At 62.3% G+C, this 14641-nt stretch carries 13 protein-coding genes; 7 read left to right on the forward strand and 6 right to left on the reverse strand.

All coding sequences use genetic code 11. From position 1 onward, the window contains the following. Positions 1–75 precede the first annotated feature (75 nt). Together HCZ30_RS08575 and HCZ30_RS08580 are read left to right on the forward strand one after the other, a co-directional pair. The gene (locus HCZ30_RS08575; protein WP_167637880.1) at positions 76–672 is read left to right on the forward strand and encodes a transglycosylase SLT domain-containing protein; all 597 of its coding nucleotides are present in this window, start codon (positions 76–78) and stop codon (positions 670–672) included. 42 nt (positions 673–714) lie between these two features. Next, complete coding sequence (locus HCZ30_RS08580; RefSeq protein WP_167637881.1) at positions 715–1500, forward strand: transglycosylase SLT domain-containing protein; 786 nt, start codon at positions 715–717, stop codon at positions 1498–1500. Here the strand turns inward: HCZ30_RS08580 and pepN are convergent. Continuing rightward, on the reverse strand, positions 1497–4049 hold the full coding sequence (pepN, locus tag HCZ30_RS08585) for an aminopeptidase N (RefSeq protein WP_167637882.1): 2553 nt from the start codon (positions 4047–4049) through the stop codon (positions 1497–1499). The genes HCZ30_RS08580 and pepN overlap by 4 nt on opposite strands. Positions 4050–4172: 123 nt before the next feature. On the opposite strand from pepN, the gene HCZ30_RS08590 reads away from it, so the two are divergent. Together HCZ30_RS08590 and HCZ30_RS08595 are read left to right on the forward strand one after the other, a co-directional pair. Then, a complete protein-coding gene (locus HCZ30_RS08590) occupies positions 4173–4379 on the forward strand; it encodes a hypothetical protein (protein ID WP_167637863.1) in 207 nt (68 codons plus the stop codon). 4 nt (positions 4380–4383) lie between these two features. Beyond that, complete coding sequence (locus tag HCZ30_RS08595; protein WP_167637883.1) at positions 4384–4536, forward strand: DUF2256 domain-containing protein; 153 nt, start codon at positions 4384–4386, stop codon at positions 4534–4536. Here the strand turns inward: HCZ30_RS08595 and HCZ30_RS08600 are convergent. Beyond that, positions 4533–4994 carry an SRPBCC family protein gene (locus HCZ30_RS08600; protein ID WP_246212697.1) on the reverse strand — a complete coding sequence of 154 codons (462 nt, stop codon included), beginning with the start codon at positions 4992–4994 and terminating at the stop codon, positions 4533–4535. The genes HCZ30_RS08595 and HCZ30_RS08600 overlap by 4 nt on opposite strands. 127 nt (positions 4995–5121) lie before the next feature. On the opposite strand from HCZ30_RS08600, the gene HCZ30_RS08605 reads away from it, so the two are divergent. Beyond that, positions 5122–5550, forward strand: a complete 429-nt coding sequence (locus HCZ30_RS08605; RefSeq protein WP_167637885.1) for a GlcG/HbpS family heme-binding protein — start codon at positions 5122–5124, stop codon at positions 5548–5550. A gap of 101 nt (positions 5551–5651) precedes the next feature. After that, the gene (locus HCZ30_RS08610) at positions 5652–6425 is read left to right on the forward strand and encodes a gamma-glutamyl-gamma-aminobutyrate hydrolase family protein (protein WP_167637886.1); all 774 of its coding nucleotides are present in this window, start codon (positions 5652–5654) and stop codon (positions 6423–6425) included. Here HCZ30_RS08610 and HCZ30_RS08615 read toward each other — a convergent pair. The 3 genes from HCZ30_RS08615 to HCZ30_RS08625 form a co-directional block, all read right to left on the reverse strand. Further along, entirely contained in the window at positions 6422–9892 is a 3471-nt protein-coding gene (locus HCZ30_RS08615; RefSeq protein WP_167637887.1) for a Hint domain-containing protein, read from the reverse strand. The two genes, HCZ30_RS08610 and HCZ30_RS08615, sit on opposite strands and share 4 nt — an antisense overlap. Before the next feature lie 150 nt (positions 9893–10042). Next, positions 10043–12274 (reverse strand): xanthine dehydrogenase family protein molybdopterin-binding subunit, encoded by a 2232-nt coding sequence (locus tag HCZ30_RS08620; RefSeq protein WP_167637888.1) that lies wholly within the window; start codon positions 12272–12274, stop codon positions 10043–10045. 1 nt (position 12275) lies between these two features. Beyond that, positions 12276–12740 carry a (2Fe-2S)-binding protein gene (locus HCZ30_RS08625; RefSeq protein WP_167637889.1) on the reverse strand — a complete coding sequence of 155 codons (465 nt, stop codon included), beginning with the start codon at positions 12738–12740 and terminating at the stop codon, positions 12276–12278. A 64-nt stretch (positions 12741–12804) separates the two neighbouring features. Between HCZ30_RS08625 and HCZ30_RS08630 the strand changes: the two genes are divergently transcribed. After that, positions 12805–13425, forward strand: coding sequence for a TetR/AcrR family transcriptional regulator (locus HCZ30_RS08630; protein ID WP_217703041.1), 621 nt, complete (start codon positions 12805–12807; stop codon positions 13423–13425). On the opposite strand, the gene kynU is transcribed toward HCZ30_RS08630, so the two are convergent. Then, positions 13422–14615 (reverse strand): kynureninase, encoded by a 1194-nt coding sequence (kynU, locus tag HCZ30_RS08635; protein WP_167637891.1) that lies wholly within the window; start codon positions 14613–14615, stop codon positions 13422–13424. The genes HCZ30_RS08630 and kynU overlap by 4 nt on opposite strands. Between the last annotated feature and the right edge of the window lie 26 nt (positions 14616–14641).

Here is a 14641-nt window from a genome sequence, read left to right on the forward strand (position 1 = left end):
TTGGAACCAAATGACTCGACCGTTCTAAAATACCTGTCAGAACTCGGCGCCGGAGAAACTACGCTTGGTAGGAAAATGCGTTATTCTGGTGTCATTCTGTCCCTCGCTCTGTTGGCCGGCTGTGCCGAAAACATCCAGCAGCAGCCAGTTGTCGATGTCGCGGCGCCCGATGCACTCCCGCTGATGCGGTGGGATCACAGGCCTGAAGCTGACGAATGGACGGAGACGACGCTCGATGCGCTCCATACCTACGGCGCGACCCTTCTGTCCGAAGTTCCCAATGATATCGGCGAATGGTGCCCGCACTACGTCGAAGCCGACGCCGATGAACGCGCTGCATTCTGGTCCGGTGTTTTGTCCACCCTCGCCAAGCATGAAAGCACGTGGAACCCCGCAGCCTCGGGTGGCGGTGGCAAGTGGATCGGCCTCGTCCAGATCGCTCCGTCGACCGCGCGCGCCTATGGCTGCGACGCGACCACCGCTGCGGAACTGAAAGACGGCGCTGCGAACCTTGCCTGCGCGGTCAAGATCGCCGCAGTGACCGTGCCCCGTGACGGCTACGTCGGTTCGGGCCGCGAAGGGCTTGCCGCCGACTGGGCGCCATTCCTGAGCAGCCGCAAGCGCAGCGATATGGTCGAATGGACCCGCAATCAGGACTATTGTAGCGGCTAACAAGGATTGCCCGATGCGTCTTCTATCGGGCAAACTTGCCCTATGTTGACCAGAGCTCTCTGCCTCGCCGCGGCTTTACTGCCGATGGCCAATCAGGTTCGTGCCATACCGGACGAGGCTGTTTCGGGGATTCATCTTATCGACAATGCGCCTATTGCTGTCAGCGCACCGCAATTGCGACCGGAGCCGCCGCAGCTTGTCGCCGGTCCCGTGGTATCCGCGCAGCCGCCATTGCCGCGTCCGTTCTACGTGCCGCGCGCCCGTTGGGTCGGTCATGCGGACGGGGACGGGGACATGTGGACGATGGCGATGCTGACGGCGCTGGGCAATCATCCGCGCCCGCTGGAGTCCGTCATTCCCCGCGACATCGACCGCTTCTGCCCTGCCTACGCGGAAAACAATGATGCCAAGCGCAATGCGTTCTGGGTCGGTTTGATGTCTGCGCTCACGCGGTACGAAAGCACCTACAATCCCGAAGCGGTCGGCGGAGGCGGGCTGTGGTTCGGCCTTTTGCAGATCGCACCGCCGACAGCCCAGCACTTCGATTGCAAAGCCACCACTGGCGACGCGCTAAAACGTCCCATGGCGAACCTGCGCTGCGCCGCGCGGATCATGTCGTACACGGTGCGCCGCGATAACGCGATTGCGCTGCATGACGGGCGTTGGAGGGGGCTGGCCGCAGATTGGGGGCCGATGCGCAACGAAGCGATGGTCGATGCGATTGCGTCGTGGACGCGCGAGCAGGACTATTGCGTATCCTACAATATGCCTGCGCCGAGGGCGCGACCCGACTTCATCGAAGCCATGGCCGCGCCGCCCGAAGGTTAGGCTTTGAGCATACGCGACACCATCTCGTAGGTGTCGCGGCTCAGGTTTTCGGTTCCCAGAATACGTTCCAGCTCGCCGCGCATCTGCGCCTGACGCTCGGCGTCATAACGCTTCCATGTGTCGAACGCGGTGGTCATGCGGGCCGTCGTCTGCGGGTTGATCGCATCGAGCTTGATCAGCCAGTCGGCCAGCAGCGCATAGCCCGAACCGTCCGGATTGTGGAAACCGGCGGTGTTCGAGGTCAGGCCGCCGAACAGCGAACGGAAGCGGTTGGGGTTCTTCCAGTCGAACGCAGCGTGCTCGGTGAGGCGGCGGGCAATCCCGCTCGCGTCCTCGGGCGCGGCCAGCGCGGTCTGGAGGCTGAACCACTTGTCCATGACAAGGCGGTCGTTCTGCCAGCGGTGATGGAAGTCCGTGAGTTCTTCCTCACCCATGCCGATGGTGATCAGTGCAGAGAGCGCAGCCAGTTCCTGCGTCATGTTGTTGGCCGCAGCAAACTGGCGCTGGGCCGTCTGACCGCCGTCGACCAGCGTGATGTAGGCCAGCGCCGCGTTGGTCAGCGACCGCTTGCCGCTGCTGACGGCATCGGGCGAGTACTCACCCTGCACCTGATGGGCAAAGTAGAGGTCTGCCAGCGTGTCGTTGCAGTGCTCCGCAATCGCGCGCTTCAGGCGGTCACGCTCGGCGTGGATTTCCCACGGATCGGGCGTCTCGCCAGCACCGGCGAGGGTCTGGGCAAGGTCATCGACGCTCGGAAGACCCAAAAGCAGGGCGCGGAACGCGGGCTCGAGGCTCTCGTCCTTGATTGCGCTTTCCAGCGCGGCAAGGAAATCGGCGTTCGGCTCGGCGTTGTTGGTGATCATGTCGATCAGCGTGTTACGCGCCAGCGTTCGCCCCGCTTCCCACTTGTTGAACGCATCGGTGTCGTGGGCGAGCAGGAACTCGCGATCCTTGTCCGACTGGTCGATGTGCAGCACGACGGGGGCCGAGAAGTCGCGCAGGACCGACGGAATCGGCTTTGCGCCCAGACCGTCAAACGTGAAGGTCTGCTCTTCTTCGGTCAGTTCCAGCACGGTGGTCGGAACAATTTCGTCACCGTTGGGGGACAGAAGGCCGACGGCCACAGGAATGACCATCGGTTTCTTGGTGTCCTGACCCGGCGACGGCTTGTGAACCTGGCGGAGCGTCAGCGCATAGGTGCCGTCCTCGAAGCTGTCGCTGACGTGGACGTGCGGGGTGCCCGCTTGGCTGTACCACAGCTTGAACTGGGACAGATCGCGGCCGGTCGAATCCTCGAACACCTTGATCCAGTCTTCGATGGTCGCAGCCTCGCCGTCGTGACGGTCGAAGTACAGGTCGAGCGCCTTTTTATACGCCTCGTCACCCACCAGACGCTTGAGCATACCGATAACTTCGGCGCCCTTTTCGTAGACGGTGACGGTGTAGAAGTTGTTGATCTCGACAAAGCTTTCGGGACGCACGGGGTGCGCCAGCGGGCCTTGGTCCTCGCGGAACTGGCGCGCGCGCAACATGATCGCGTCGTCGATGCGCTTGACCGCGTGCGAGCGCATGTCGCCAGTGAAGGACTGGTCGCGGAATACGGTCAGACCTTCCTTCAGGCACAGCTGGAACCAGTCGCGGCAGGTGATGCGGTTGCCGGTCCAGTTATGGAAATACTCGTGCGCGATGATCGCCTCGATCCGCTCGAAGTTCGCATCGGTCGACGTCTCGGGCGAGGCCAGAACGCAGGACGAGTTGAAGATATTGAGACCCTTGTTCTCCATCGCGCCCATGTTGAAATCGTCAACGGCCACAATGTTGAACACGTCGAGGTCGTACTCGCGACCGTAGACGTCTTCGTCCCATTTCATCGAACGCTTCAGCGCCTCGAGGCCGAAGGCACACTTGCCCAGATCGGCTTCGCGGACCCAGATGTTCAGGTCGACTTTCTTGCCCGACATGGTGGTGAAATCGCCCGAATAGTTGACGAGCTCACCAGCAACGAGCGCGAAGAGGTACGCGGGCTTCGGCCACGGGTCGTGCCACTCGGCAACGCCATTATCCATCTTCACTGGGTTGCCGTTCGACAGCAGCACCGGCAGATCGCTTTCGATGCGGACGGTAAAGACGCTCATCACATCGGGGCGGTCGGGGTAGTAGGTGATTTTGCGGAAACCCTCGGCCTCGCACTGGGTGCAGTACATGCCGTTCGACATATAGAGACCTTCGAGCGCGGTATTGGTCTCGGGGCTGATTTCAACCTCGGATTCCCAAACGAACGGATCGTTCGGTGCGTTGGCGCGCAGACCCTCAGCGGAGATCTCGGGCGAGATGTCGGCGCCGTTAATCTTGGCCGAAATCAGCGTCATATTCTCGCCATGCAAGAAAAACTCGCCGTCTTTCGCATCAGGGTTGGGGCTGAACTTGATTTTCGAAATTACGCGGGTCTGAGTCGGGTGAAGCCGGAACGTCAGCTCGACGGCTTCGACAATGTAACCGAACGGTTTGTAATCGCTCAGATAAATAGTCTGCGGGGTAGCATCTTTCATTCAAATCTCCTGCTGCGATCTCGCACGAGCGAGTTGATTGCAGTTCTTATTGTCCTAGCTAGGTAGGCCGTAACCAGATGGCCTTCAACGGGCCGGGATCATATGAATTAAAGAGGTCAATCCATGTCAGCTCCTGACACCAATCTCAAGAAACAGGAAAAGCGTCATAGCGGTCCGCTCATCGGTATGGGCATCGCAGTCGCCATTGTCGTCGTCGTCTTCTTTGCGTGGATGGGCGGCGTGTTCTCGGGTGGTATGCCTGCCGACACCGTCGCGCCGGGTACCGATACCGAAGCCACGACGGTCGATCCGGTCACCAACGGCGGCTGACACCATGGCGCGTATGCGCAAAAAATCCGACCTGCCGCAGAAAGTCTGCGAATCCTGCGGCAGGCCATTCTCGTGGCGCAAGAAGTGGGCAAAGGACTGGGAAAACGTCCGTTATTGCTCCGACCGTTGCCGCGCCGAGCGTAGACCCAAGGCCTAGTCCAGCGTTTGCGCGTATTCGACCAACTGGTCGACCACCGTTCCCCAACCTTCAAAGAACCCCATCTCTTTGTGCTTTGCCGCGCTTTCGGCGTTCCGGTGACGGACGGTGATCGTATAAATCGTGCCGCCATCGTCGGCGTCCGACAGCTCTACGATCGCGGTCATGAACGGCTCTGGCGACGGTTTCCATCCGGTCGTGTAAGCATCGGTAAACACCAGCTTTTCATTGGGAATGACTTCCAGCCACACGCCGCCGTTTTCCATCACGGTGCCGTCGATATCGAACGTCGTGTTGAACGCGCCGCCGGGGCGCAGGTCGATCACGCAGTCGATCACCTTGTGAGGGCGCGGGACGAAGAACTGTTTGAGGTGCTCGGGCGTGGTCCAGCAAGCAAAGACTTTCTCGCGCGAAACGGGCAGGGTGCGGGTAAAGGAAAGGTCGGTTTCTTCGGCCATTTTGGCCTCCATCAAATGTAACGCGCAAACTGTCGCACAGGTTGAAGAACTTGCAAACGAAACTTGCCGCTGGCGCCTGACGTCGGCGGTGATAGGCTCTTCCAAAATCTGACTGGAGGACCCGCTTATGACCGCTCTCAACCTCGCCGCTGCCCGCAAAATCGTCGAAGTGACGCTGCAAACCGCCCGCGACCACGGCTTCAAGCCGATGTCCGTCGTTGTTCTGGATGCAGGCGGCCACGTCGTCGCGTTCGAGCGTGAGGACGGCTCTTCCGCTGGCCGCTTCGAAATCGCCCGCGGTAAGGCCAACGGCTGCATCATGCTTGGCATGGGCGGACGTGCGCAAATGGCTCGCGCCGAACAGCAGGCGTATTTCATGGGCGCGATCAACGGCCTCTTTGACGGCAAAGTCGTTCCGGTTCCGGGCGGCGTTCTGGTCCGCGACGGCGAAGGCACCCTGATCGGCGCGGTCGGCGTGACCGGCGATACCAGCGACAACGATGCAACTTGTGCCCTCGCAGGCATCAAAGCTGCGGGTTTTGTGGGCGAAGACTGATCCACTCAGTGCTTTGACGCAGACTAACCGCGCATTTCAAAGTCCTTTTGCGTGCGTCGTTTCATGGTTATTTCTGCTGTAAGAGCGAAAGGACCACGTAAATGGCGCGCCCAATCATCGGGATCATCAGCAACAACGAACTCGTCAACGGCCAGTACCCCGCCCACACCGGCGGGCAGATGAACAGTCAGGCGATCTCCAAGGTCGCGGACTGCATCCCGTTCCTCATTCCCGCCGACCCCACGGTCGTCACAGTCGAGGAACTGCTGGAAACCTGTGACGGCTTTCTGCTGACGGGTGGTCGCCCGAACGTGCACCCCAGCCAGTACGGCGAAGATCCCACGCCCGCGTATGGCGATTTCGACGAAAACCGCGATGCGATCACGCTGCCGCTGGTGCGTGCCTGCGTCGAGCGCGGCCAGCCGATCATGGGCATCTGCCGCGGTTTCCAAGAGGTGAATGTCGCGATGGGCGGGTCCTTGTATCCCGAAATCCGCGACCTTCCCGGACGCGATAACCACCGTATGCCGCCCGACGGCACGCTGGAGGAGAAGTTCGCCCTCCGCCATTGCGTATCGCTCAGCGAAGACGGCCCGTTTGCCGCGCTGCTCGGGAGTGCGAAGGTGATGACCAACACGCTGCACGGGCAGGGCATCAAGGAACCCGGCAGCCGCGTGGTGGTCGACGGCTACGCGCCCGACGGCACGCCCGAGGCGATCTACATCAAGGACGCGCCGGGCTTTACCATGTCGGTCCAGTGGCACCCCGAATGGAACGCTGCGAACGATCCGGTGTCCCGCCCGCTGTTCGAAGCGCTGGGCGATGCGGCCCGCAAGTGGCAGGCCGCAAAAACCGCAGTCCTCGCCTCAGCCTAAGCCGCGTAAATCCCAGCCGGCAGCTTCGGTTTCGCTGGCATGATGAGCTGGGCTTCGTGACGCTTCAGGCAGCGACGCGCGGTATCACCATAGGCGTCGGGACTGGCGCGCAGTTCGGGGAACAGACCGAAGAGTTCTTCGCGCGCGGCATCCGTAACAGCCGACAGACCGATTTCACCCGGATGGAAGCTCTCGCTCGCCGCGCCGTTGGCATAGACGATCTCGTGCTGGTCGAACATCATGTGGAAATAGGTGACAAAGCCGCCTTGCTGCACGGTCACATGCGCGTCGTCGATCATGTGCTTCGCCGTGACGAGAACCTCGTCATCGCCAAAGTGCAGTTCAGCCAGATAGCCGTCCAGCAGCATCCGGTGCTGCGGTGACACCAGCAGATCACGCTCCAGCGTCGGCAGAGCATCCTTGCTAATCCGGATCGGTGCAAAGTTGTCGAACGCGGGCACGGTACGGTGCTGGATCCAGCGGATCGGCTGGATGCCGTTGTCGCGGGTGATGACCAGATCGCCTTGCTCCAGCGTTTCGATCGCGCGCGCACCGAAAGGCGTAAGGATCATCGTGCCGGGGGTGAAGCAGATGATGTTCTCGATGTTGTCATAGGTGAGGGTCGAGCCGTTCTTGAGCTGGACCGAACCGCTATAGCTGCCGTCGGGATTCTGGTTGCGCACCAGCGTCGACATATCGGCCATTTCGCCGAGGTAGAGCGTATCACCGTCGCCGTCGTCATCCTCGGACCCGCCGTAGATGTGGATATCAGCGGGCTCATCGCCGGTGTCGGTGACGTAGAGATCGTCGTTGCCGCGCTGGCCGTAGGCACTGTCACCCGAGCCGACGTAAATATCGTCGTCACCGGTGTTTCCATAGAGCGTATCCGCGCCCGCGCCGCCGTAGATCGTATCCGCACCGCCGCCGCCGTAGACAACGTCGTCGCCTGCGCCCGCATAGACGATGTCATCACCGCCCTGAGCGTCGATGGTGTCGGCGTTGCGCTCGCCGCCTTTGAAGTTGTCGTCGTGATCGACGCGGTCGCCGTCGGGGTCACCGGCGTAGTCAAAGTCGATGACGTCCGCGCCGTCGGAGCCTTCAATCGTGCCGTCGGTGTCGGGAATCCCGACTGAGAGCAGCGCGACGGGGTCCTGCATCGTCGCGGGCGAGACGCCGTAGAGCGTCAGGGATTCGCCGTTCGGGAACAGCAGACGGGCGTTGCCGCCGTAGTCTTCGACCGTGACGTCCCAGATGTTTACCGGATTGCCGTTGGCGTCGTGCATGCCCGAGACGTCGATCTTGTCCTGGGCATAGTAGGTGCCGTCGGGCTGTAGCTGCGGCGAGGCAAAGCCGTAGATCAGGTCGTGGCCGTCGCCATCGGCAAAGTAGATGGTGTCCGACGAATTGTCCGCGCCGCCCGTGAGCGTGTTGCCGATCACGAAAATGTCGTCGCCCGCGCCGCCGTCGACGTAGTCGCTGCCCGCGCCGGTGGACACGTAGTCCGCGCCGTCCGAGGCAAGCACCGTGTCGTCGCCAGCCCCGAGGAGTAGCGCCTCGATTTCCGAGAAGTCGGCCTCGTTCGTGCCGTCGGAAATTGTGCCGGTTTCGGGAGCCGAGAAATCGACCGTGACGCCGTTCGAAAGGCCCGTCGCGTCGATGGCGTCGCCGAAATCGACCTCGGCTCCTTCGCCGCCGACCAGTGTGTCATGGCCGAAGTTGTCGCTCAGTCGGAAAACGTCCGAGCCGTCGCCACCATAGACGCGGTCGTCGCCCGTGCCGCCGTCCAGCGTATCGTTCTGGGTGCCGCCGTCGATATAGTCGTTGCCCGCGCCGCCCGCGATGGAGTCCGCGCCGACCTCCCCGATGAGGTTATCGTTGCCGTCTCCGCCGTCGATGGAATCGCCGCCCGAGGTACCCCAGACCTGGTCGTTGCCTGCGCCCGCGTAGATGGTCGACGCCGTGTTGTGGGCATATCCGCCAACGTCATCGATGGTGTCGTCGCCGTCACCGCCGTAGACGGTATCCGCGCCTTCGCCGTAGAAAATGCGGTCATTGCCCGCGCCGCCGTAGATCGTGTCCGCACCGTCGCCCGCATAGATCAGGTCGGCATCGTTGCCACCCGAAATCCAGTCCGCACCGGCACCGGCGTAGATCGTATCCTGACCGAGGCCGCCTTCGACGGTGTCGCCGATGGTGGTGTCTGGCAGGGTCTCGAAGTGGACATCGGTGATATAGATCGCGTTCTGGTCGCCCGTGCCGGAGACCTGATTGAACTCGATCTCGATACGGCTAACGGGGCCCGCGATTTCAACCTTGACCGAGCCAGTCCCACTCCATTGCGTGGTGCTCGGGTTGTTCGCCGTGACAGTCGCGGTCGTGCCGTCGGTGACGATGTGGCCCGAGGCGCCGGTCAGGTCGACATAGACCGGATTGCCGTTGGCATCATAGGCGCGGATAATCACCTGATCGGTAAATTCGGCCGTGTCGATATCGTTGATGCGGAAGTTGACGTTGGAGACGTTGTCCTGAAGGCCGGAGCCGTCCTGCGCGTCGAACGTCAGCGTCGAGGTGGAAACATTCTCGCCGCCCTGACCGCGAATATACACGGCAGAGTAGGGGTCATACGGTTCACCGTTCTCGGTATAGAGCGGCGAAATGCTCCTGGCAGAGTCGCCGACATATGTCTTCGTTTCCTGAAGGACGCCGTCGTTCTTCTGCGTGAACGTGACGTTCATCGAGCCGGTGTTCTGCGTGAACCCGCCTGAAATATCCTGTTGGGCGCCGGACTGATCGAAGTTAGTCCAGCTGAAGTATTCCTTTTCGCCCACGGTATGGGCGTCGATCACGTCATTGCCAGCGCCGCCGTCGATCGAATCCTGACCTGCACCGCCGTAGATGGAGTCGTTGCCCGCGCCGCCGAAAATCGTGTCCTGACCCGCGCCGCCGTAGACAGTGTCGTCACCGTCGCCCGCAATAACGCGGTCGTTGCCGCCGCCCGCGCGGACCAAGTCTTTGCCCGTGCCCGCGTTGATCGTGTCATTGCCCTTGCCAGAGAACACGCGGTCATTGCCGCCGTAGGTGTTGATGACGTCGTTGCCGCCGCCGGAGGCTTGCTCGACGCCTCGGCCATCCCAGTAGTAGTCGGCGTCGTTGCTGCCGTTGAACGTGTTGTTCGACGCATCACCCTTGGGAATGGAGTTCAGATAGTCCCGCGTCGCATCATCCAGCGTGACGTAAACAAGGTTTTGCGGGAACGATGATGAGGGGACGAACACGACTTCGCCAGTTGAGGCCACATGATACGTGCCGCTGACGGTTGTCGCGACCGTTTGGCCGCTGCTGTTGACGTAGTAGACCGTGACGTTGCCAGAATAAATAGGCTCGAGCGCGTCGTAGGTCGCGTTCTTGAGGTTCAGGTAAGGACCAAGCGATCCATTATTGAGCTTAAAACCGGTAATATCGGCCATGCGTCTTCCATCCTTTGTGTGCCTAAGAATGAGGTGGCACACCTATTCATTTGGATGGGTATTAAGCGCGAAAGGCGTAAATATGAGGCTAATGGGGCGATTCAGTGGCAGCGGAAAACGCTCCGCCACCACAGATTTTTATCTACAATCTTAATTAATTAGAGCGTATTCTTCAGAAAGCGGTAGGCTCCGCGCCCGCTTGCCCGTTAGAGCGAACAGCGCATTGGCCAGCGCCGCCGCCGCAGGGGGAGTGCCCGGCTCGCCGACACCGCTGACGCGGCCCGCGTTCTCCAGAACGCGCACCTCGAATGCGGGGGCGTTGTACATCCGCACCGCATCATAGTCGGGGAAGTTGTACTGCTGCACCTCGCCGTCCTCGAAAGTGATCCGCCCGTGGAGCGCCGCCGAAAGGCCGTAGATACAACCGCCGGTCATCTGCGCTTCGATATTGCGCGGGTCCAGCGCAACGCCGGGATCGCAAGCAATCCAGACCTTGTTCATCCTGATGCCCGAGTCTGTCTCCGCAATCTCCATTACCTGCGCGACGGGCGTGCCGAAGGAGTAGGTGAACGCCACACCCCGCGCCGTGCCTGCGGGTAGGGCGCTGCCCCAGTTGGACATCTCCGCGACGGCCTCGATCACCTTGGCAGAAGGTGCGTGCTCGGGGCGGACCATATCCAGACGGAACTGCAGCGGATCTGCACCCGCCGCAACTGCCAACTCGTCGATGAAGCAATCGGTGAAGAAGCCGTTGTAGCTCGCACCGACCGACCGCCAGAAGCCCATCGGAACGCTGATATCCGCGATATGCGCCGTGGTGCGGTAGTTGGGGATCGCGAAGGGCTGGTCGTGCATGCCTGCCGTGAGCTCGGCATCCGGACCGCTCATGTTCATGCCCATCATGCGGCCAATCGCCTGATGGGTGGCGGACGGCGAGGACACCTTGGCATCCAGCAGCACCGGCTTCCCGCCGTCGACAACCCCGCGCATCCGCGCGATCGCGGCGGGACGATAGTAGTCGTGGCGCATGTCTTCTTCACGCGACCACGTCACCTGAACGGGGACATCCGGCATTTCGTGCGCGACGCGGGCCGCGATAACGGCATAGTCAAACTCGCCGCGCCGCCCGAAACCGCCGCCCATGAGCGTGGTGTGAACGGTCACTGCATCCGCATCCAGACCGACCGCCTCGGCGCAGCCGTCGCGCACCCTGACGGGGGCTTGGGTCGGGGCCCAGACCTCCAGCGCGTCGCCGGTATAGAGAGCGGTGGCGTTCATCGGCTCCATCGTCGCGTGGGCGAGGAACGGCACGGTGTATTCCGCCATGACTTCGGTGCCGGCGACGTCCTGCGTGACATCGCCTTCGTCGCGGCCCGTGTTGTTCGGCTCGGTATCAAAACCCGCGACCAGCGCGGCATTGTGCTGCTCGGTGCTGCCGTCATAACTCGCATCCGCCCAAGTGATCGACACGGCCTCTGCTGCCTGAATGGCAAGCCAAGTGTTCTGCGCGATGACAGCGATGCCGTCTCCGAGGTCGATGATTTTCTCTACCCCGTCCATCAGGATCGCGTCCGAGGCATCGAACGTCACCATCCCTGCGCGGCGCGGGCTCATGCGGACGGTGGCGAACTTCATCCCCGGAACGCGCACGTCGATGCCGAACGTCGCGGTGCCGGTGGACTTGCCGACCATATCGGTGCGCGGCTGCGAGGTGCGTAGGACCTTCCAATCGGACGGATCGCGCAGCGCAACCTCGCGCGGCTCCAGTCCCGCGACCTCACCCGCCAGATCGGCATAGGGAATGCGGGTGCCGTCGGGCGCGACGACGGCGCCGTTATCGGTGCCGAGGCGGTCTGCTGCCACGTTCAAGCGCTTCGCTGCGGCCTCTTTCAGCATCTCGCGGGCCTGCGCGCCTGCCTCGCGCATCTTCACATAGCCGTCCTTGGTCGAGGACGAGCCGCCGGTGATCTGCATGTTGAAGAACTTGGCCGCATTACCGATGAAATGCGCCGCGTCCTCCTGCCAGTCCTTGCGCTTGTACTCGAGGACGGGGAAGGCGGCGCCCATGATTGCTTGGTTAAAGTAGGCCTTCGCGGGCGGGCCGTGAATGACGGTGACATCCTCGACAGCCACGTCGAGCTCTTCGGCCACCAGCGCGGCGAGGGTGGTGGAAATGCCCTGACCCATTTCAGCGCGCGGAGCCACGACGGTCACGCCATTGCCATCCACGATGACATAGGGGTTCAGCGCCGCGCCTTCGGTGGGCTTCAGCGGGTTCGGAGGCGTTTCGACCAGTTTGTAATAGCCGAAGGCCGCGCCACCGGTGACGGCGACAGCGCCGAACAGGAACGTGCGGCGGGCGATTTTACCGATGCGGGACATCTTATGCCTCCTTCATGCGCTGGGCGGCGTCATGGATTGCGGCGCGGATGCGCGGATAGGTTCCGCAGCGGCAGAGGTTGCCTTGCATCGCATCGTCGATGTCCTGATCGCTGGGGGCGGGGTTCTCGGCCAGCAGGGCGGCGGCTTGCATGATCTGGCCCGACTGGCAGTAGCCGCATTGGGCGACCTGATGATCGATCCACGCCTGCTGGATGGTCGCGACATTGTCCGGCGTGCCCACGCCTTCGATCGTGGTGACTTCGCCCCAGACATCGGCCACGGCGACCTGACAGGACCGCACGGCCTCACCGTCGATCTGCACCGTGCAGGCGCCGCAAGCGGCAACGCCGCAGCCGTATTTGGTGCCGGTCATGCCCAGCTCGTCGCGCAGCACCCACAAAAGGGGCACGTTGTCCGGCGTGTCGACGCGGTGCGTCCGGCCGTTGATTGTCAGCGAATGGGCCATCTGTCCCTCCGTTATCCCGTTTCTGACAAAATGGGCGCAAAGTGTCACGGTGTCAATTGACAAAATGAACGCGAAATGTCAGTTGGTCGGTATGGACACGATATCACTCAAATCAGATCCGCGCGTGCAGGCGATCATGGACGCCGCCATCGTTGCGTTCAGCCAGTACGGTTATCGGCGGACCTCGATGGAGGATATCGCCAAGGGCGCGGGCATGTCGCGGGCTGCGCTGTACCTGCATTACCGCAATAAAGAAGACATTTTCCGCTCTCTGACCGTGCTCTACCTCGCGCATGGAGCGGAGGCGCTAGAACGGGAACTGACCCCAGCCCGCGACCCGTCGGAGGCGATCCTTGCCGTGTTCGAGGCGGCTGGTGGTCCCGCGATTGAACTGATGCTGTCCACGACTCACGGGCAGGAACTGCTGGAGGCGAAGAGCTCCGTCGCGGCGGCAGAAATCGCCGAGTGGGCGGCGCTCTTGCGCACCAAGGTCGCCGCATGGCTGACCAAAGAGGCGGGGGCCAACCGCATCAGCCTGCGTGAGACGGACAACAGCGCCGAGGATATGGCGCTGCTGATCCAGCGTCTGTGGTTCGGGATTAAGGAGCAGGTTGACAACTTTGACGCCTATCAAGCCTCGATCCGCCAGATTGCGGGCCTTCTGGGGCGCGGGCTGAAGGTTTAAGTGACTGCGGCGCGGGTCTGGTACTTCGCGTCTTTCCACAGCTCGTTGTTCATGACGTCCGCGATGATCTCGACCGCTTTGTCGATGTCGTCCTCATTCAGATACAGAGGCGTGATGCCGAAGCGCATGATGTCGGGCGCGCGGAAATCGCCGATCACACCGCGATCAATGACGGCCTGCATCGCGGCGTAGCCGTCGGGGAAGGCGAAGGACACCTGCGAGCCGCGCGCCTGCGGGTCGCGCGGGCTGACGAGGGTGAGGGCAGGGCAGGCGGCCTCGACACCTTTGATGAAACGTTCGGACAGTTCGATGGACCGCGCGCGCAGGTCGGCCATATCCACCTGATCCCAGACATCCAGTGCAGCCCCCAGCGCGGCGAGCGCCAGTACGGGTGGGGTGCCGCAGCGCATCCGGTCGATGCCATCGCCTGCGCGGTAGTCCAGATCGAAGGCGAACGGCGCCTCGTGGCCCAGCCAGCCCGACAGCGCGGGGCGGCACTGGTCGGCCAGATCGGGGCGGACATAGATGAATGCGGGCGCGCCCGGACCGCCGTTGATGAATTTGTAGGTGCAGCCCACGGCGAAATCGACGCCGGTGCCGCCAAGGTCGACCTCGATCGCGCCGGCGGAATGCGCGAGATCCCAGATGACCAGAGCGCCCGCGTCATGGGCGCGCTCGATGATCGCTGCCATGTCGTGCTTGCGGCCCGTGCGGTAGTCGACCTCGGTGATCATGACGACGGCGACGGTCTCGTCGATGTTTGCCAGCACGTCTTCGGGCGCGACGGTTTTGAGCTCGTGCCCTTTGTCGAGCGTCCGCGCGATGCCCTGCGCCATATAGAGGTCGGACGGGAAGTTGCCCGTGTCCGACAGGATCACGCGGCGACCCTCACGCAGTTCCAGCGCAGAGGCCAGCGCCTGATGCACCTTGATCGAGAGCGTGTCGCCCATGACGATGGACCCCTTCGGGGCGCCAACCAACTTTCCAACGCGGTCGCCGATCAGACGCGGCTCTTCCATCCAGCCCGCGCGATTCCACGCGGTGATGAGCATTTCGCCCCATTCATCCTGCATTCTGGCTGCAACTTTGGTCTTCGCTGCGGTCGGGAGTGGCCCGAGCGAATTTCCGTCCAGATAAATCACCCCCTCGGGCAGGTCGAAGGCTTTACGGGTTGCTGCAAAATCGGTCATCGGGCGGCTACTTTCGTCATAAGGGT

The organism is Marivivens donghaensis, assembly GCF_011806565.1.
Lineage (GTDB): Bacteria > Pseudomonadota > Alphaproteobacteria > Rhodobacterales > Rhodobacteraceae > Marivivens > Marivivens donghaensis_A.

Coding starts and splice junctions, on each gene's coding strand:
- HCZ30_RS08575 (WP_167637880.1), top strand. CDS start 76: ATGCGTTATTCTGGTGTCATTCTGTCCCTCGCTCTGTTGGCCGGCTGT.
- HCZ30_RS08580 (WP_167637881.1), top strand. CDS start 715: ATGTTGACCAGAGCTCTCTGCCTCGCCGCGGCTTTACTGCCGATGGCC.
- pepN (WP_167637882.1), bottom strand. CDS start 4,049: ATGAAAGATGCTACCCCGCAGACTATTTATCTGAGCGATTACAAACCG.
- HCZ30_RS08590 (WP_167637863.1), top strand. CDS start 4,173: ATGTCAGCTCCTGACACCAATCTCAAGAAACAGGAAAAGCGTCATAGC.
- HCZ30_RS08595 (WP_167637883.1), top strand. CDS start 4,384: ATGGCGCGTATGCGCAAAAAATCCGACCTGCCGCAGAAAGTCTGCGAA.
- HCZ30_RS08600 (WP_246212697.1), bottom strand. CDS start 4,994: ATGGCCGAAGAAACCGACCTTTCCTTTACCCGCACCCTGCCCGTTTCG.
- HCZ30_RS08605 (WP_167637885.1), top strand. CDS start 5,122: ATGACCGCTCTCAACCTCGCCGCTGCCCGCAAAATCGTCGAAGTGACG.
- HCZ30_RS08610 (WP_167637886.1), top strand. CDS start 5,652: ATGGCGCGCCCAATCATCGGGATCATCAGCAACAACGAACTCGTCAAC.
- HCZ30_RS08615 (WP_167637887.1), bottom strand. CDS start 9,892: ATGGCCGATATTACCGGTTTTAAGCTCAATAATGGATCGCTTGGTCCT.
- HCZ30_RS08620 (WP_167637888.1), bottom strand. CDS start 12,274: ATGTCCCGCATCGGTAAAATCGCCCGCCGCACGTTCCTGTTCGGCGCT.
- HCZ30_RS08625 (WP_167637889.1), bottom strand. CDS start 12,740: ATGGCCCATTCGCTGACAATCAACGGCCGGACGCACCGCGTCGACACG.
- HCZ30_RS08630 (WP_217703041.1), top strand. CDS start 12,805: ATGAACGCGAAATGTCAGTTGGTCGGTATGGACACGATATCACTCAAA.
- kynU (WP_167637891.1), bottom strand. CDS start 14,615: ATGACCGATTTTGCAGCAACCCGTAAAGCCTTCGACCTGCCCGAGGGG.